Annotated in this window: 16 protein-coding genes; 8 read left to right on the plus strand and 8 right to left on the minus strand. The window is 48.9% G+C overall.

The window, feature by feature from the left end; genetic code table 11:
* Window positions 1-51: 51 nt before the first annotated feature.
* Complete coding sequence (locus tag LN737_RS24070; protein WP_405512719.1) at window positions 52-1,110, plus strand: DUF2652 domain-containing protein; 1,059 nt, start codon at window positions 52-54, stop codon at window positions 1,108-1,110.
* 76 nt (window positions 1,111-1,186) lie between these two features.
* Here LN737_RS24070 and LN737_RS24075 read toward each other — a convergent pair whose 3' ends face one another.
* The 6 genes from LN737_RS24075 to LN737_RS24100 all read right to left on the minus strand — a co-directional run bounded on the left by LN737_RS24075 (window position 1,187) and on the right by LN737_RS24100 (window position 8,403).
* The gene (locus LN737_RS24075) at window positions 1,187-2,500 is read right to left on the minus strand and encodes an esterase-like activity of phytase family protein (protein WP_405512721.1); all 1,314 of its coding nucleotides are present in this window, start codon (window positions 2,498-2,500) and stop codon (window positions 1,187-1,189) included.
* A gap of 202 nt (window positions 2,501-2,702) precedes the next feature.
* Entirely contained in the window at window positions 2,703-3,740 is a 1,038-nt protein-coding gene (locus tag LN737_RS24080) for a hypothetical protein (RefSeq protein WP_405512723.1), read from the minus strand.
* Between the two features lie 548 nt (window positions 3,741-4,288).
* Entirely contained in the window at window positions 4,289-6,214 is a 1,926-nt protein-coding gene (locus tag LN737_RS24085; protein WP_405512725.1) for a glycoside hydrolase family 88 protein, read from the minus strand.
* A gap of 161 nt (window positions 6,215-6,375) precedes the next feature.
* Window positions 6,376-7,515: a glycoside hydrolase family 28 protein gene (locus LN737_RS24090; RefSeq protein ID WP_405512727.1), complete on the minus strand. Its 1,140-nt coding sequence runs from the start codon at window positions 7,513-7,515 to the stop codon at window positions 6,376-6,378.
* A complete protein-coding gene (locus LN737_RS24095) occupies window positions 7,482-8,039 on the minus strand; it encodes a glycoside hydrolase family 28 protein (RefSeq protein ID WP_405512729.1) in 558 nt (185 codons plus the stop codon). The genes LN737_RS24090 and LN737_RS24095 overlap by 34 nt, the downstream gene beginning before the upstream one ends.
* Window positions 8,040-8,277: 238 nt before the next feature.
* Window positions 8,278-8,403: a hypothetical protein gene (locus tag LN737_RS24100; RefSeq protein ID WP_405512731.1), complete on the minus strand. Its 126-nt coding sequence runs from the start codon at window positions 8,401-8,403 to the stop codon at window positions 8,278-8,280.
* A 251-nt stretch (window positions 8,404-8,654) separates the two neighbouring features.
* Here LN737_RS24100 and LN737_RS24105 point away from each other — a divergent pair, with 251 nt between their 5' ends.
* On the plus strand, window positions 8,655-9,428 hold the full coding sequence (locus LN737_RS24105; RefSeq protein ID WP_405512733.1) for a MerR family transcriptional regulator: 774 nt from the start codon (window positions 8,655-8,657) through the stop codon (window positions 9,426-9,428).
* Window positions 9,429-9,570: 142 nt separating this feature from the next.
* On the opposite strand, the gene LN737_RS24110 is transcribed toward LN737_RS24105, so the two are convergent.
* Entirely contained in the window at window positions 9,571-10,056 is a 486-nt protein-coding gene (locus tag LN737_RS24110; protein ID WP_405512735.1) for a VOC family protein, read from the minus strand.
* Between the two features lie 127 nt (window positions 10,057-10,183).
* On the opposite strand from LN737_RS24110, the gene LN737_RS24115 reads away from it, so the two are divergent.
* The 3 genes from LN737_RS24115 to LN737_RS24125 are packed head-to-tail and all read left to right on the plus strand — an operon-like array spanning window position 10,184 to window position 12,128.
* Window positions 10,184-10,861: a response regulator transcription factor gene (locus tag LN737_RS24115; RefSeq protein WP_405512737.1), complete on the plus strand. Its 678-nt coding sequence runs from the start codon at window positions 10,184-10,186 to the stop codon at window positions 10,859-10,861.
* Window positions 10,858-11,742, plus strand: coding sequence for a HAMP domain-containing sensor histidine kinase (locus LN737_RS24120; protein ID WP_405512739.1), 885 nt, complete (start codon window positions 10,858-10,860; stop codon window positions 11,740-11,742). The genes LN737_RS24115 and LN737_RS24120 overlap by 4 nt, the downstream gene beginning before the upstream one ends.
* A 5-nt stretch (window positions 11,743-11,747) precedes the next feature.
* A complete protein-coding gene (locus LN737_RS24125) occupies window positions 11,748-12,128 on the plus strand; it encodes a HAMP domain-containing sensor histidine kinase (protein WP_405512741.1) in 381 nt (126 codons plus the stop codon).
* A 2-nt stretch (window positions 12,129-12,130) separates the two neighbouring features.
* Here the strand turns inward: LN737_RS24125 and LN737_RS24130 are convergent, their stop codons facing one another.
* Window positions 12,131-13,015 (minus strand): cation diffusion facilitator family transporter, encoded by an 885-nt coding sequence (locus tag LN737_RS24130; RefSeq protein WP_405512743.1) that lies wholly within the window; start codon window positions 13,013-13,015, stop codon window positions 12,131-12,133.
* A gap of 460 nt (window positions 13,016-13,475) precedes the next feature.
* Here LN737_RS24130 and LN737_RS24135 point away from each other — a divergent pair, with 460 nt between their 5' ends.
* The 3 genes from LN737_RS24135 to LN737_RS24145 all read left to right on the plus strand — a co-directional run bounded on the left by LN737_RS24135 (window position 13,476) and on the right by LN737_RS24145 (window position 19,159).
* Complete coding sequence (locus LN737_RS24135) at window positions 13,476-14,510, plus strand: LacI family DNA-binding transcriptional regulator (protein ID WP_405512745.1); 1,035 nt, start codon at window positions 13,476-13,478, stop codon at window positions 14,508-14,510.
* A gap of 54 nt (window positions 14,511-14,564) precedes the next feature.
* Window positions 14,565-15,809, plus strand: coding sequence for a mandelate racemase/muconate lactonizing enzyme family protein (locus tag LN737_RS24140; protein WP_405512747.1), 1,245 nt, complete (start codon window positions 14,565-14,567; stop codon window positions 15,807-15,809).
* Window positions 15,810-16,027: 218 nt separating this feature from the next.
* Complete coding sequence (locus LN737_RS24145) at window positions 16,028-19,159, plus strand: SusC/RagA family TonB-linked outer membrane protein (protein ID WP_405512749.1); 3,132 nt, start codon at window positions 16,028-16,030, stop codon at window positions 19,157-19,159.
* Window positions 19,160-19,212 lie beyond the last annotated feature (53 nt).

Raw genomic sequence — 19,212 nt, forward strand, 5'->3', positions numbered from 1 at the left:
TATCTGTGTATATTTCGTTAATCCTCTTTCTTTTAGACGTTTACACACATTATGGCCGAATCGAACGCAACGATCCTGATTCCCGATATCAGTGGGTTTACCGAGTTCATGACAACTACGGAGCTTGGTCATGCCTCACGGGCCATCAATATTCTTATTGAGGCTATTCTATCTGCCATTGGTGGCGAGTATGACGTATCAGAAATTGAAGGCGATGCTGTTCTGCTGATTAAAAAAGGCCCGGCTCCTTCCAAAAAGGAAATTCTGGACAGTTGCCTTAAAATTTTCAATGCTTTTCATTTTCAGCGAAAATGGATTCAGCACTATTCATTATGTCCGTGCAGAGCCTGCCAGAGTATCATGAATCTTACCTTAAAATTTGTGGTGCATCATGGCCCTTTGTTTGAAATAAAGGTGGGTGGCTTTGTCAAGCAATCCGGCCCGGATATGATCGTTGCTCACCGTTTGTTAAAAAACGACATCGACAATCATGAATACCTGCTGATGACAGAAAAGCTGTTGCAGCAAATGGCCGACTCAACGGAAGTAGTTGACCGGGAATGGGCACGTTCCTCCGCCGAATATGCGTCCATCGGCAAAGTGGATTATCACTTTACGTTGCTCAACGAAGCCCGAAACCAGGTTCCCGAACCACCCGAACCGCCTAGCGACTACCGCACGGATGATACCCCCTACCTGAACCAGATAGTAGCGGCTGATTATCGGGATGTCTACCGATCTGTCATGAATATTTCCAGTCGATTGGAATGGCTACCCGGTCTGGAAGCCGTAGAGTCGGACATCCCCGATTTATTGATTGGCAACGTCCACCGCTGTCGTTTCAACGATTATCAGGCTATTATATCACCGATTCGAATGAGTTTGTCCAATGAAAAAATTATTTACGCTGAAAGCTGCCGGATCGACGTAATGAACCTCTCCCTGGTGTATGAATTTATCTTCAAAAATACGGATGAGAGTTCCTGTGAAATTGCTGCCCGGTTTTTGAATACGGATGATGCAGCAATACCGGAGTCTGTATACGATAACCTCCTGGAGCAACTGCAACACATGATGGACTGCCTTAAGGTGTATTGCGAAACGATTTAAGGCGAATTAATTACAAAGACAGAACGCAGATCTTTATGCGTAAAAGGATCTGCGTTCTGCTGTTGCATCCGGTTCTTTATTTAAGCGGAGTGCCTAACGTAACGAAATAGACGCGGTTCAGATCAACCCGGCCCGTAGCGGGTAAAATTTTAGTGGTGAACCCATTCATGCCGTTATCAACGACCCCGAAATCGTCATCATTGGAGATAAGCAGACGGTTGTTTCCGATCAGCGCAATGCCTTCTGCTTTATCATGCGGGTAAACGGGCGAAATCTGCGTTAACAGATCAAACACCAGCGTTTTTGTAACAGGTACAATACCAGCGCTCTGTAAGCCCGCTTTATCTTTAAGCTGTTCTACCGTCATTCCGTTGTACAATTTACCCCCATCGCTGTTGGCTGGGTCCGAAATATCCGTCGCACCGGCCAGATCGAATTTATAAATCCGTTTGAACGTAGCGGGCTTAGCTGGGTTGCCACCGTAGTCGCCATCGCGCTCTATGGCCAGAAATGTCGTATTGGTAATAGCCGCAATCTCACTGCAACCTGTCAGGCTGGCATTTTCCATCAGATAGACGTACTGCTTCGTTGCTCCACTAGCCATATCGAACGTCAGGATACGTATCACCGTTGAGCCGGATACGGCTGCTGAGGAAGGATTATACAAGGGCGATTGCATCAGACCCACCAGCGTTTTTCCGTCGGGCGTAACGGTTAGCCCTTCCATACCCCGGTTTGGCCGACGCCGGGCCAGGACTTTCGGCAGTGTGCGTCCGCCGGTTCCGGTCCCGAATGGATTGATACGTTCAATCGTTTTGCCGTTTGCGTCGAAATGAACAATGTGTGGACCGTATTCATCGCTCACCCAGAACGTACCATCGGAGGCCAGCACCAACCCTTCCGAATCGAGACCATCAGCACTGGGGGTAATGGGATTTCCATTTAGATCAAGTGCCGTTTCGCCCGTACTTCCCTGCCCGGAGGGATTTGGCAAACCCGTCAACAATTGACCGGCGGCATTTTTGAGTAGAATGGTCTGATCAAGAACCAGTTGATTACCGACTACGTGAAATTTACCGATTTGAGGTGTAAAATCAGCCTTACCAAAAATGATGGAGTTTGCCGCTACGCCCGCAGCATTCGGCCCCCGGTCGGTTAGCAGATAAACTACATTGGGGTCGTTGGGGTCAGGTGCCACAGCCAAGCCAAATCCGCCATTATACAGCACAGTTCCATTGGGGGCTATGGCAAGTACCTTCGGATTCGACGCTTCGGAATACGTGGAATACGTACCAAGCGGAATGGCGTGATCGGTACAGGCCGCTACCAGCAAACCACCCAAAAATACTGAGCCAACGGCTAAGAAAGAGTGTATAGATCGTGTAATCATGGAAAAAACTATCGTCTTGTTTTGTGCACAAAACTATAGCCCGCCATATTACCCGAAAGTGATATAATGCGACTGTCTGTTAAGGATTTATGAAGAATGATCCAGGTCGATTCTTCTACTACGCCTGTCAAGGCTAATACGTATCTTGCGGATCACCGTCGGCTCTTTCCGTGTTTTTTCAGCCATGCGTCCACTACGTCTGCTACGGTAAAGTGAACATCTTTGAAGCGTTCGGGGGCGGGGTATTCAGAGCTTGCTGCAGCTTTATTACGTTCGGATAAAAATCAACGCCCTGGTTCAGAAACTGCCCGTCGATAGCCATCAGCAGTCGCTCAATTCCGTACATATCAAAACTCCAGTGCTGGAGGTTGTTGCTATCTTTTATATCCGTTCTTATGGTTTCTGCCAGCCATAGTAGGCTCCGATTCAGCGGCTCGACAAACTGTTCGGGGTGGTCTACCGGATTGCCATCCAGAAAATAATAAACTTCTTGATAGGCTCTTTTATCGTTCAGCAATTCGAGCAACTTAGTCTCCCAGTCAGGATGTGCTTTAATTTTAGCGAGAGCAGCCTGCCGGACATCCTCGGGCCGATACCGACTCGAATAGCTCAACAGATGAAAGATGGGGTCTGTGGGTTTATGGGCAGCAATCTCCTCTAAACTCTCGCGGTGAAATCGATCTTCCTGTTCTTTTTGACTGGCCATTTCTGCCTCCGCAGACTTTATGGAATCACGCATATATCCAACGAGCAACCCACCGCTGAACAGCGCGCTTATACCCAGTCCCAGCCAGAAAGGGATTTTATAAACGTAAGGCGAAACGCTTGATTGACCGCCTGAATCAATCGAAAAAAAACAGGTACCCAGCCACAGCAGGGGTATCCACACCTGACCGTGACGTACGGCTAGTGCATGTAAAAATTGAGGGTACGTAGTATCGACATGCCACTCCCATTTGAAAACTGCACAAAAGAAAGTAGCTAACGCCATAAGCAGCCAGGACAACAGCACAACAGCCGTACGAACTCCCATTTCCTGCGACACCCAGTTGAAGCCTCCTTTTGAGATTCCGACAATCGCCAGGATCAGGCTGCTCAAGGCAAAGCCCACCCCTAACGCAAACAGAGCCAGCCCGTAGCCCATGGCCCTATCACCCACCAGTGTGGGTTTAGAGGCTGTTAACAAGGCAAGTCCTACATAAAAAATACCCGTAATAAATAAGAAAATGTAAGCAAGCATTTACGTAGGATTAAGTATTCATCAATGTGGATGTACGGCAGAAGTAACCGCTTACAAAAATGAGCTGAGTACGGTTCGCTTACCAGAAAATTTTCGTGAAGTGTAGTATCGAGTTATTAAAAGGCGAATCAGAAACGTTTCGTATAAACACAAGACACAATTCCTTAATGATTTCATAACGCAGCCCTATACGTTTGCCAGCTATTTTTGCAGCGTAGTAGAGAAAATTTTACACGCCGGCCAGATGATAAACCACTGGATAAATGAACTGATGAACTTATTTGCGGGCAACAGCCGCTATGTTCATTATGAACGGCGCTCAAAATTTTTATTTATAATACTATTATTTATTGTGTTGATTACGCCCTTTTTACTGATCTATTATTTATAATAATTTATTCGCGCAACAGTCATTTATAGTAAACTATACTAGTAGAGTTTTACAATAAGTTAGGTTAAGATAAAGTGTAATAAGACGTAAAAAGTGAGGCTGATTTCAGCCTCACTTTTTTTATTCATCAATCCATATTTTTCAAATATTCTACCCATCATCGAACTACCTGTTTCAGTAACCAGGTAGCCAGGTCTTTTCCCGCGCTGAAGTTTTCGTAGGTGGCCGGTATTTTGCGACCATCGGTATATTCGTTGTACAGCCACGGGTCGCCCACGGCAAAAACGGTTCCTTTACCTACGTTGGCGATGGCCATGATTACGTCATTTCCCTTGTTGACAACCGCTTTGGCCGGAGCTTTTATACCAATTGGAGCCAACTCCTTGATGTAGACGGTTTTTGTTTTCGGGAAAATCTCACTCCTGGCCGGAATGTCTACCCTACCCTGTTCAAACTGATCGCCTTTCACCATGTTGATGTTCTTTGGCAAAAACTGCATACCAAATTGAGCCGCTAACTGATTCAGGTGTACATGCTCGCAGTTGGACGTATCGTTGGCCATCAGCACCAGCACCCCTCCGGCTTTCACCCAATCGCTGATCGCTTTGGTATCGGCAGCGCTGATGTAGTTGGGGTTAGCGGTTTCCTTCGGCGTATCAGGATCAACGATGATATACACATCAACTTTTTTGAGCGACGCAGCGGTCGGGGCCGTAGTTACTGATGCAGTTTTGGCACCTAGCTCACGGATGGTGTTGCCCCACAGCCAGAAACCCGAATGCTGCCGATCGTCCCAGACGTAATGATATGGCTCCTGCTGCCCTTCCGTAGTTTTCCGAAACTCATGGTTGAAGTAGTTGTCTACCGCTACGGTACGTCCTTTTCCGGTTTTATCTTCGCCAGCAATCTCCATCTCGATACTAGCCAGAATAAACGGCCCAACCCCCTTCAGATCGTCCTGACGGATTTTTTCGCTGAGGTAGTATTCGTAACTGCCATCGCGGTACGGGTTGCCGCCCAGTCCGCCTACCTGTACGGTTTTTTCCAGATGAATCAGGCCAGCTTCATCCGTTGATATAAAGTGTTTAAGCATACCGTCGTAGCCTTTACGGGCCACCGTCAGCATGGATGCGGGCAGATAACCCAGTCGTGCGCCCTTCGCCAGGGCATACACAAACATGCTCGTACCCGACGCTTCCAGGTAATTGCCTTTGTCGCCCATGCGGTCGGTAATCTGATACCAGCAGCCCGAAGCAGGGTCCTGATATTTCACCACAGCTGGCATGAATCGTTGCAAAATCGTAACCAGCTCATTCTGCCGTGGGTGCGTTGCCGGAACGTAATCCAGTACGTCGACCAGCGCCATGGCGTACCAGCCCATAGCCCGACTCCAGAAATTCGGCGATTTTCCGGTTTGCGGATTAGCCCATTTCTGCTCGCGGCTTTCGTCCCACCCGTGGAAAAGTAGTCCGGTTTTGATGTCGCGGGCGTTTTTCTCCATCCACACAAACTGATTGATGATGTCGTCGAAACGTTTACCGTTCTCAAACAGGCGGGTGTATTCGGCATAAAAGGGTTCACCCATATACAACCCATCGAGCCACATCTGATTCGGGTAGATTTTTTTGTGCCAGAAACCGCCTTCTTTTGTGCGTGGCTGTTCGGCCAGTTGTTTGCGTAGCAGATCGGCCGCTTTTCGGTATTTCTCTTTATTGGGCAGCGTCTGCTGATAAAGCATTAAGAGCGACCGACCGGGCGTAATGAAATCGATGTTGTATTTATCCAGTTCGTACGTTTTGATCGACCCATCTTCATTGACCAGATGATCCATACTTTTCTGAATGTACCGGAAATAGCGGGCGTCGCCGGTACGGTACCAGACCTGCTCGATAGCATGCAGTAGCAACCCCATTTCATAGTCCCAGTGCGCCATTCGCCCCCCTTTGTACATAATTGAATCGGGATAGGTCGCCATCATGGTCGTTGTCATTCGCTGCGACCAGGGCTGTTCAGCACGGGGAGCCGACTGCGCCAGCGCCCAGCAGGGTAGAACAATGAGGCTAAGGAGAATCAGTTTTTTCATAAATTTTTGGTCTAGGTTTCCGTGGATAAGCTGTTTTACGAAAATTTCCTTTATCCGTCAGGCTGTTACGTTTATTTACTCCCGCCCCCTGAAGGGGGAAGTAGGCTGAAACTGGGTTGCTCCCCCTTCAGGGGGCCGGGGGTGATGTAAACCGCAGAATTCTACTTTATCGTTAAGGCGTTTATCGGAACGTTGGCTTCTTTTTCCACCGTCTTGCGGACGTGCGACGTATCGGTATTGAGCAGTCTGATTGCCTGCGAACGGTCGCCCGAAACGTACATCAGCAAATCCGTATCGTCGGTATAGCGAATCTTATCGAGTGTGACGGCCCGGCTATTCTGAAACTGCATGGTTGTTTTGGCTTTCGTCAGCAACGCAACATTTTTCAGAGTTATATCTTCGGCTTCAATACAAATCAGCCCTTTCCGGCATTGCAGCACGGCATTTTCGATCAGAATACCTTTAACAGCCATCTCGGGCAACCCACGAATCAGGATGCCCGTTTCGGCTCCTTTACAACGAACGTTACGTACCTGAAACGAGCGGAACTGCGGGGTGGCTTCGGTAAGCGGCTGCGCCGGAATAGTCGGCAGTTCGTTGCTCTCGCCATGCTGCGGCACTGGATCTTTGGCAGCATAGTACATATCAAAGAGAATCGCTTCTCCGGCAATATCGGTCATATCGATACCATCGACAAAAATGTTCTCGACAACGCCCCCTCGGCCACGGGCTGTTTTGAACCGAAGGCCCACGTCCGTACCCATAAACGTGCAGTTCGTTACGTATAGGTTACGCACCCCACCCGACATCTCGCTGCCAATAACAAAGCCGCCATGCGCATGATAAACCCGGCTATTTCGGATGGTAATATTTTCGGTAGGTACGCCACGCTTGCGCCCCTGTTCGTCGCGGCCCGACTTCATACAGATGCCATCGTCGCCCACATCGAACAGACAATCATCGACCAGACCGTTTCGACACGATTCCAGATCAAGCCCATCTCCATTCTGCGCATACCACGGATTTTTGGCCGTAACCCGACGTAACGTAATGTGCTCGCACAGAAGCGGGTGCAAACACCAGGCGGGTGAATTCTGGAACGTAACCCCTTCCAGCAGAACACGCTTGCAGCGGGTCAGGCTCACCATATTGGGCCGCAGAAAATCTTTGATGCCCTGATAATAGCTAAGCGGCTGTCCCGCTTTTATGGTGCCGTTTGCCCCCTTCAGCGATTGAGCCGACGGATACCACATGTCCTGTTTATCGTTTAGTACGCCCCGGACGCGACTAGTTTCTTCCACTGATCGTCGGTCAGTTTGCTCTTTTTAACCATTCGCCAGGCATCACCGGCTCCGTCCAGAATCCCTTCGCCTGTAATCGCGATATTTTCCAGGTCGGTTCCCGAAATGGGTGCCTGATTCCGAATAGCTTCCTCCCCTTCCCAGGTTGTGCTGACCAGTGGGTACTCATCCCGTTTATCGGTAAATTGTACCAGAGCACCATTGACCAGATGCAGATTGACGTTGTTTTTCAGGGCAATAGGTCCGGTTAGCCACAAGCCTTTCGGTACGAGTACCGTTCCGCCCCCGGCCCGGTTGCATTGGTCAATCGCTTTGGCAATCGCCGACGTATTGAGCGTCAACCCATCGGCCACAGCGCCGAATTTGGTAATGACAACGGTATCTTTCCGGAACGTTGGCATTAGTACGTTCGGCAAGGCCGGTGGCAACGTAATGACATGCGGCTGTGGCTTAGGCCGGTTGTCGGGCGATTCCCGAAAGGCCGTCGCTATGATCAGTACGATTAATCCAGGATAGATTTTCATCAGTAAAGGGCAAATAGGCGAAAAGCTGCTGGCAGGCAGCTTCGGATTTCATTGCTAAGTTGGCCCGAAAATCAGTACTCATTCAAGAGAAGATTGCCTTTTATTTACGCAATCGTTCCCGGTAACGTTGTCAGTTTTCGCGAAAAGACCAGCGTACCAACAAAAAGTCGTGCCCCGGTTATAAACCAGAACACGACTGTCAGTATGTAGTGTAGTGCGGACAGATTGGCTGTGCTCTTTACTGGCGAAGCTGATGCACGGCTGCGTCGGCCTTGTGCTGCGCTTTGATGCTGCGCGACATCAGCGTACCGATCATTAATGACGAAAGAATGAGGCTAAGTATCAGGCAATGTTTGAATTTCATGACAGACGTAGTGCGTTGGTGGAAGGATGATACAAAGATGCTCCACAGACTACCCTGCTCCTATGATAAATTGATTAAGCGTCAGTTTTAGCGGATAAACTGCCTAAAATCGCTGGTAAATCACATACAGGCTATTTCAAAAAAAGTGAAAATTTTTCTTGACTCTTCCCTTACGTCATAGTCTACCTTTGTTTTCGTCAATCGTTCAGGCCGTGTTACGTGCCTGATCAACAGAGGATTCCATTCGTTATATGCGGTACTATTCTGTCAAAAATCTGGCGAAACTAGCGGGTGTCAGTGTGCGCACACTGCACCATTACGACAAATTGGGTCTACTAAAACCATCCATTCGTACCGAGGCCAGGTATCGGATGTATGGACCGGAAGAGTTAATCCGTCTGCAGCAGATTCTCTTCTACAAGGAACTGGATTTCTCGCTCGAGGAGATTCTCCAGGTTTTAAAGGACCCCGATTTCAACCTGCTGACGGCACTCGAAAGCCACAAACAGGCGCTACAGGCCCGACAGGATAGACTCGCTACGTTGCTGGTAACGATTGACAAAACCATTTCAACCCTAAAAGGAGAACGAACCATGTTGACAAACGACGAACTATACGAAGGCTTTCCCAAAGGTGAAGAGTACCGCCAGGAAGCCATTGCGAAATACGGTGCCCAAACCGTTGAAGAAAGCGAAACCAAGTTGCGCCAAATGGGTAAGGCAGGTTTCGAGCAACTAAAAGCCGATCAGCTGGACATTGCCCAAAAGCTGGTTGGTCTGATGCAGATGGACCCGACGAGCGGGCCTGTGCAGCAGCAGATTGCCCGGCATTATCAGAACATCCGCGGATTCTGGGGAGAATCAGTTTGTAAAGAGAAAAATATGGCTGAAGCCTATAAAGGATTGGCCAAACTTTACGTCGATGATCCACGGTTTACCAGCCAGAACGGTCAGGAGAATCCTGCCTACGCGCAGTTTCTGAGCAAAGCCATGACGTACTTCGCGGATACGCAGATTAGTCAATAGCGATTAGTTATGTGTGTTGGTAGTTTGTGATAGTGGTGTCAGGTTCTCAAACCTGACACCACTATCACAAACTACATGACTAATACGATCTGGCCTGAATCTCGATTGACGCACAGGAAGCAGATAGAAGCAATTATCACACTCAGGCAAGATTATCAATGTTCTTGTGCGTAATAACATTGCCGCTTTCATCCAGTGGAATATAAGGGTTATACGCCACTTCGAGTACATTGTTTTCTACATCTGCAAAACAAAAGAAGTAACCGCCAAAAGGCGTGTCTTGTGGTTCTTTCAGGATATTCACCCCTTTCGCTTTCAGTTCGCCAAATAACGCGTCAACGTCCTGTTTTGAAGGAACATTACAAGACACTACAAGCGAGCGAAAACCATTCCCCGTAGCGGCTACCCCGACACCAGTAGCCAGACTGGTCCGGTCGAACAGGCTGAACAGAAAACCGTTCATTTTGTAAAAGACGATGTCTTTGTTTTCTGCCACTGACTGCCAGCCCAACTTTTCGGAATAAAATTGTTTCATGGCTGCTAAGTCGTCTGTGCCTAAGGTAATAACGCTGAGTCTCTGATCCATTTTGCTGTCAATTTGCCTGTTGCATACTCGTCGCTGTAACATAATCTATAAGCGCCATACACCACTCAGTTACTATGCAGGGATATATCGGCCGGTTCCTGACCGACCCATCCAGAATCTTTCCAGAATTGACCGCTACTTTCGCAACTAAATTAGCGTTAACCGGGCGATGAAAGTATTAGTCGTAGAAGATGAGTTGGGGTTAGCTGAGAGTATTACCGACTATATGGTGCAGGACGGGTACATCTGCGAAACAGTAGCTACGTATCGGGAGGCCGAAGAAAAAATTCACCTGTATACATACGATTGTGTCATTGTTGATCTGACATTGCCCGACGGTAGCGGTTTTCAGCTCATTGATACCCTCAAACGACTCATTGCCACAACGGGTGTGATTATCATTTCGGCACGTAACGCCTTGGAAGATAAGCTAAAAGGCCTGGAAATCGGCTCCGACGACTACCTGACCAAGCCCTTTCATTTGTCGGAGCTGAACGCCCGGGTAAAATCCCTGCTACGTCGACGGCAGTTTGGCGGACACAACGAAATCCGGTTTCAGGAGATTACGGTTGTACCCCACAACCGCAAAGTGTTTGTGAACGGCCAATCAACTACGCTTTCGCGCAAGGAGTACGATCTGCTGCTGTATTTTCTGTCCAATGTCGATGTGGTGTTGACCAAAGCGTCTATTGCCGAACACCTCTGGGGCGACAACATCGACTCAGCCGATTCGTTTGACATCGTGTATTCGCACATTAAAAATCTTCGTCGGAAATTGCTGGACAAAGGTGCCGCCGACTACGTCCAGTCGATCTACGGTATCGGCTATAAATTCAGTCAGCCTTGAAACTGCTCACAAAAACCAACCGGATCTACCTGGCGTTTTCGCTGATTATTTATCTGCTGACGGCCTTTACGTTCTACCAGATTATCCGCATGGTTATTTACGATGAAGTTGAAAACCGGCTACGGGTCGAAAAGCGCGATTTTGAAACCTACGTTCGTACGCACAACTCCTGGTCGAATATTCCCTACTTCGTGGAAAACAAGATTGTGGTTGTCTCTGTCCGTGGCAGCCGGTTTCGAAAAGAGGAATTTTCGGACACGCTCATTCTGAACCGGTACGATAACGAGCTGATTCCGTTTCGGCAACTCACGTTTTACGAGCCCATTCATGGCATCATGCACCGGGTGTCGATTCGAAAGTCACTGATTCAGACGTACCGCCTGATTGAAGTCATTACGGCGACCATGATTATTTTTCTGGGTCTGCTGCTGCTCGGTATGTTCTGGTTTCAGGGGCAACTGTCGGGGCGGCTGTGGTACCCCTTTTACGATACGTTATCCCGGCTTCGTCGCTTCGATTTGACCAGTGATAAACCCCTGCAACTGGACCAGACCGAAATTACGGAGTTTACCGAACTGAACGAAGGACTGCGAAAAATGTCGGACAAAATGCGGCAGGATTACCGAAGCCTTAAAGAGTTCACCGAAAATGCCTCGCACGAGATGCAAACGCCCCTGGCGCTCATCAATGCCAAAGTCGAGCAATTGATTCAGACGAAACAACTTACCGAGATTCAGACCCATTGGATCGAGACGATTTACCAGGCTTCCCGTCGGATCTCGCGGCTGAATCAGGGCCTTTTGCTGTTAGCTAAGATCGAAAACCGGCAGTTCAGCGATAGCCAGGCAATTAATTTAACCGAGCTTTTTCTGAAAAACTAAGCGATATGGACGAAGTGCTGTCGTTCAAAGAGCTATCCGTGTCGGTTCAGGTGCAGGCTCCATTTATGGTATCTCTTCCGGCCTCTCTGGCCGATAGCCTGGTCACAAATCTGACAAACAACGCAATCAAGCACAACCAGCCCAGCGGACGTATTGAGCTATATTCAACAGCCGACCAGTTATCCCTGAGCAATACAGGTGGGCAACTAACCTCAGACCCGGAACGCTTATTCGAGCGGTTCAAGAAGGAGAGCACAGGCCCGGATTCGGTTGGTCTGGGCCTGGCCATTGTCCGACAGATATGCGAGAGTTACGACCTAACGGTTTCATATCACTACGTAGCCAGTATGCATACCATTTCGCTGACACACTCACCACAAGCCTGAAGTCAGGCCGGTTCGATATGGACCAGCACATCATAAACGGCGGGTTTCGCTTTTAGAATAGCCGCTTTCACCGCATGGGCAATGGCATGTCCTTCACTGACCGACAGTTCGCCGGCAACCAGTACGTGCAGATCGACGAAGAACTCGAAGCCGGTTTTACGTACCCTGTATTTGTCAATACCACGGACCTGAGGAACCGTTAAAGCGATGGTTTTCAGCTCATTCTGCCAGTCGCCGTCTGGAGCCTCGTCCATAATTTCGCCAAACGAAGGCCGAAAAATATGGTAGGCATTGTAGACGATAACCAGCGAAGCCAGCAGCGCAGCCCAATCGTCGGCACTTTCGTAACCGGGTCCACCGATCAGGGCAATGCTAATACCGACAAACGCCGTCAACGACGTAATGGCATCACTCCGGTGGTGCCAGGCATCGGCTTTCACCGCACTGCTTTCTGTTTCAACGCCCACCTGCGCTACTCGTCGGAATAGCACTTCTTTCACAATGACAACCCCAGCCAATACGGCCAGTGTAAACGGAGCCGGTATTTCGTGCGGCACCTGAATATTCCGGATGCTCTGAACAGCAATCAGAATAGCAGCCCCTACCAGCGCAATTGCAACAACGATGGCGGCCAAAGGTTCGGCTTTCCCATGGCCATAGGGATGGTTCTGATCGGGCGCTTTTTTCGCCGTACGCAGGCCAAACCAAACAAATATTGAGGTAATGATATCCGTTCCTGATTCCATAGCGTCGGCAACCAGCGCATAGGAATGCCCCAGCCAACCGGCTAGCCCCTTCACAAGAACCAGTCCCAGATTGACAGCGATACCAATCAGGGTGGTTTTCTGCCCCCGTTCGGCCTGATGGGGTTTAAGTGGTTGTTCCATATTGTTTATTAATCATTTCGCTGCGCTGTCAACGGTCATTGGTCACCGGGGGTTGGTCATTCGACATTGGCTGCTGTTACCAATGACCAACCCCCAGTGACCACCAGATTTATCTCTTTGGGTAACTCGGCTCTCGTCCGATGGTTTTACGTGTACTCTATTTACCAGTTGTAGAGGCACTACGTGAACCTGGTATTTTTTGCTGAAGCGTCTGCCTGAAAAGACAGGGAGAAATTTACGGTAAACACCTTTTAAAGCGTATCAGCTGCTTTTTCTTACGAAACCGTAGCCGACCGTACAGGTCAAATCAATGGGCAAAAGACTTATACGCTGACCCTGACAGTTGTTCCTGCAACAGCTATTGCTTTTAGTACTATTCGTTAAAAAAACATTAAAAAAGTTGGCTATATATTTTTTTGTTTAAAGGATTAAGCATAGATTTGACCGTAACAATTAGCCAATGAGTGCTAAAAAAACTTCGTTAAAGGATATAGCACAGAAAGCGGGCGTCTCCACAGCCCTGGTGTCTTATGTTCTGAACGGTAAAGAAAAAGAAAGTCGGGTTGGGCAGGAGATTGCCGCCAAGATCAAACAGATCGCCAAGGAACTCCATTACCAGCCTAATCACCTGGCGAAAAGCTTACGAAGCGGGAAAACACATACAATTGGCCTGATTATAGCCGATATATCCAATCCCTTCTTCGCAAACGTGGCCCGGGTAGTTGAAGATGAAGCCAAACGAAATGGGTATACCGTCATTATCGGCAGTTCCGATGAAAACCCCGATAAGTCGCGGGATTTATTGAACGTACTGATAAACAGGCAGGTCGATGGGTTTATTATCGTCTCTTCTGAAGATTCAGCCGAACAGGTTCGGGACTTGAAAGAGAAAAATATTCCCTTTGTATTGCTGGACCGTTATTTTCCGGATATACAAACCGATTTTGTCTCGACAGACCATTACAAGGCATCGTATGATGCGGCCAACCACCTGATAGCCAATGGCTATAAGCGCGTTGGTATGATTGCTTACAAGTCGCAGCTTTTTCATATGCAGGAGCGAATACGCGGCTATATGGACGCATTGAAAGACAACAAGATACCGTTTCAGAAAGTATGGTTAAAAAAGGTACGATTCACCCACATTGAACCCGAAGTCAGAGCCGCTATCGATGAACTAAGGGCTACCGAACGACCGGTCGATGCTCTGGTTTTTGCTACGTATGGACTGGCTATCAATGGATTAAAGTACATGAATGAGCTTCGTCTTCGTGTACCCGACGATCTGGCCATTGTCAGTTTCGGGCAAGCCGAAGTTTTCGACCTGTATTACTGCCCCATTACGTATTTGAAGCAGCCAATCGGGCTTCTGGGGCAAACGGCTGTAGGGCTGTTAGTGGATAAAATTAAAAATCACCAGAAAGGACCCGCGCAGATACTGATGAAAGCTGAATTGATTATCAGAGCCTCTTCCGAAACAAAGTTTACCGAATAAATTTTGTTTTAATTTATTGCTTAAACGATTAAGCTACGACTATTCCTTACCTCTATGCAACGAAGAAATTTCCTTAAATCTACTCTTGTCAGCTCAACGGCTTTTTTGGCAGGCCTGCCTCTTCATCAGGCATTAGCTGCTCCGCCTAAACTGAAAATTACTAAAATAAGGTACTACGCTGCACCGGGCTACACCAAGCCGCTGTTCAATCAGGCGCGGGGTATTGTCGAGATTGAAACCGACGGCGGCATCATCGGCATTGGCGAAGGTGGCTCCAAAGACATGGTTGAGCAACTGGCTCAGATGATGATTGGTGAGAACCCATTCCGTATTGAGCACATCTGGCAAAATCTGTATCGGGGTATGTTTTATCCGCCGGGCCGTGAAAAACTACACGCGCAGGGCGCTCTGGACATGGCCCTCTGGGATCTTAAAGGTAAAGCGCTGGGCGTGCCCGTCTATGAACTGCTGGGCGGAGCTACCCGCGATTACGTCGAATGTTACGCTACCGGGTTCCGGGCTTCCAAAGCAAAAACGGAGGAAGAACGCGCCCGTGACTGTATTGAAGCGGGTTTGCGGGCGTATCGGATTGGGCCAACGGGCGGCAACGGCGACCAGTCATTCGATTTCTATGACAACGCAAAAAAAACCATTGAGATCTGCAAACGGATCGATGCCGCCGTAGGTGGAGGGGGCAAATGGGCCATCGACCTGCATACGCGGTTCGATACCACTGAGGGCATCAAAATCTGCAAGGCACTCGAAAATCTGGAGCCGTATTTTGTCGAAGATATTGTTCGTTCCGAAAACCCGGACGTCTATAAAACGGTACGTCAGATGACCAGCGTACCGATTGCCGTTGGCGAACAGTTCGGCGACCGCTGGGATAGCAATACGTTCATCGAGCAGCATTTGATTGACTATACGCGCTTTACGTTGCCCAACACAGGGGGGATTTCCGAATTTAAAAAGCTGGCATCGATGTGCGAGACGCACTACGTTGGCATGATTCCGCACTTTACCGGTCCCCTGGCAACAGCTACGCTCGTACACGTATTAGGCTCCAGTAGCCCCATGCGCTGCCTGATGGAATTGGGTGGCGGTGAACCCGAACGCCCTGCCTACTTCAACGAGGATTTTGTCAACTTCAAAAATGGTAAACTTTACCTGAATCCCGAACCGGGTCTGGGTGTGAAGTTTGATCCCAAGAAGGCGACGTTCCTTTTCGAAGTGAAAGAGAACACCAAGTTTCCGCATCCAATTCTGAAAGCCCCCGACGGGTCAATTCATAACTGGTAATACTCGCTGCCTGCTACCGGACAAAACCCGGTACGATGCTTATCTGAAAAGTCGCTTATACAACCTGAAAAAGAAGAGATAGCTATTGACACTCAGCTAATTGCCTGGGTTGAAAAGCTATTTTTAGAGCCCTGAAAAATTGGAATTATATCAATAATCAATATTGATATATGTGGATGATTTTACCAGATTTCCTATAACCTCAATCTCTACTACAAATGAACAAAGCTCTAATTTTTCTTTTTTACCTGCTGCTGAGCAGTGGTATAGCCCAGGCTCAGACCAACCGAGTAACCGGAAAGGTAACCGGTACGGATAACCAGGGCCTGCCTGGGGTAAACGTAGTGGTAGGTGGTACGTCGGTCGGAACGGCTACCGATGCGTCGGGTAACTATTCGATCAATGCCCCGGCAAACGGCTCGCTGGTTTTTTCGTACATCAGCTACGTCAGCCAGACCATTCCGATCAACAATCGCTCCATCGTAAACGTACAACTGGTAGAAGATGCGAAAGCCATTGATGAGGTCGTTGTAACGGCTCTTGGTATCAAACGGGAAGCTAAAACGCTGGGCTATGCCACGGCTACGGTTAATTCTGAGCAGATTAACGTGAACCGTACCAACAATTTCATGAACGGCCTACAGGGAAAAATGGCCGGCGTAAACATTACCAGCATGGGGTCGGGGCCGGCCGGTACGTCGAAAATCCGGATTCGCGGGCAATCGTCGTTCAGTGGACAAAATAACCCGCTGATTGTTGTGAACGGCGTACCCATCGACAATTCCAACTATTCGCTGGGCGGTGACTACGGTTCGCGCGCGATGAACAACTCCGACGGGGGCGATGGGCTGAGCAGTATCAACCCCGACGACATCGAAACCATGACCGTATTGAAAGGAGGTACGGCAGCCGCGTTGTATGGCTCCCGCGCCAAAGATGGCGTAGTGATGATTACTACCAAAAGCCGGGGTGTTGGCAAAGGATTCGGCGTTACGTACAACACCAACTTCACCACCGAAACAGCGCTTGACTTCACTGATTTTCAATATGAATACGGGCAGGGTGAAGGCGGAAAACGGCCCACATCAGCGAACCCAACTTCAGGTGTGTGGAGCTTCGGCGAGAAATTTCAGCCAGGCATGACCCAGACCCTGTTCGACAACGAAACCTGGCCTTACGAACCCGTTTTCAACCGGGTAAAACAGTTCTACCGGACCGGCACCAACTTCACCAATACGGTAACCGTATCCAATAATGGCCAGAACGGCGGCTTTAGCCTTTCGCTGAGCAACACCGACAACAAAGGCATTATGGACAACAATACCTTCAACCGGAAGGTGATCAACTTAGGGTTTTCGCAAAACATCAACAGTAAATTGACGGCTTCGGGGAACATCAATTACTCCAAGGAAAACAACGTTAACCCACCCCAGTTGAACGCTCAGGATTTTTCGGTATCGACGGTCATTTTCACGCTGGCCAACTCCATGCCGTTTCAGGCGCTACGCGAAAACCAGACCTTACCGAACGGCGACGAGTTTGTGTTTTCCCGCTTTCTGGTACGGAACAACCCGTACTATTCGATGAATTATCACTTCGAGAATATTCTTCGTGACCGCATTTTTGGCAACATCGCCCTCAAATACCAGTTCACCGACTGGCTTTATTTACAGGGGCGTATCGCACAGGACTATTACATACGAAATCAGGACTATAATATTCCCAACGGTTATGCGCCCATTGCGAAAGCGCCCACCGGCTACGTGAATGGCTCCTACACCCAGGACGTCCGGCAGAATACAGAGCGAAACATCGACTTCATTCTGGGCGGCAACAAAACCTTCGGTAAAATTGGCGTCGACGTAACGCTGGGTGGTAACGCCCGCTACGCCCGTAACGATTACAACAGCGTAACGGTACAGGACTTCGTACAGCCGGGTCTTTACACGGTTGCAAACGGACGGGTTAAAAATCCGGTTTACGGGCTGTCAGAGAAGAAAATTAACTCACTGTTTGGAAGCGCAACCTTCTCCTACAACGACTACCTTTTTCTGACCGCAACGGCACGTAACGACTGGTTTTCAACCCTGGCCCCATCAAACCGCAGTATTCTGTATCCTTCCGTAACGGGTAGCTTTGTCTTCTCACAGGCCTTCGATAAACTGCCCGAATGGATATCGTTCGGAAAGATTCGTGCGGCCTACGCGCAGGTCGGCTCCGACAACGTAAACCCTTATTCCAACGCACTTTATTACCAGGTCGACAACAACCCATTCCCGAACCCAGCGGGCCAGGCTGTGCCAGTAGGAGGTATCAACACATCGGTTGTACCGAACAAAAACCTTCGTCCACTCCGCATTCAGGAAGCCGAAGTTGGCCTGGAGCTGAAGCTGTTTAACAACAAAATAGGCTTCGACTTCACGTATTACCACAAAACCACCAACGATCAGATTCTGTCTGCCCAGATTTCGGATGCATCGTCGTACACCAACAAGCTGATCAACGTAGGGCGGAGTATGAACCAGGGCATCGAAATGGCCCTTAATTTCTCGCCCGTTGTTACGCCCGCTTTCCGCTGGGACTTTAATGCCAACGTATCCTACAACACGTCGAAAGTGCTGCAACTCGGTTTATCGCCCGGCGATACGGTAATTACGGTAAGCGGTGGTAGCGGTCGGGTACTCAATCAGGTGGTGGGCAAACCCATCGGGCAATTGTACACTTTTATGTACCTGCGCGATGCCCAGGGCCGGAAAGTGTTTGACCAGAACAGCGGTATGCCACTACGCAATAACACGCTGATGAACGTTGGCAACGCACTTCCCTCCTACTTTGGCGGTATTACCAATACATTCACGTACAAAGGCATCTACCTGTCGGTGCTGATTGACTTCAAGCTGGGTCATAAAATGATTACGGGCCGGAACATCAACTACCTGCGCCACGGTTTGTCGAAGCGGACGCTGCCGGGCCGGGATGTAGGCTACGTCATTGGCGATGGTGTCAACCCAAACGGCGAAATCAACAAGACCAGAGCCGCCGTACAGCCTTTCTACGAATCACTTAACCCGCTGGGCATTCACGAAGATTTCGTAAACAACGCTGGTTTCTGGAAACTACGGCAAATCACACTGGGCTACGATTTCAGTAAAATACTTCCTCAGACTTTCTTCATCAAAGGACTGAAACTGAGCGCCGTAGCCAACAACGTGCTGATTATCAAGAAATGGACGGAAAATATGGACCCGGAAGAAGCCATGGTCTCATCCGACAACTCGGTTGGACTCGACTTCTGGCCTGGGCTACCGCCAACACGCACCATGGGCTTTAACCTCAATGTCCGGTTCTAATTCTTAGTCATTTCGCTTCGCTGACATTAGGCATTCGTCATTCATCATTTGGC

Source organism: Spirosoma sp. KNUC1025, from assembly GCF_045160025.1.
Classification (GTDB): domain Bacteria; phylum Bacteroidota; class Bacteroidia; order Cytophagales; family Spirosomataceae; genus Spirosoma.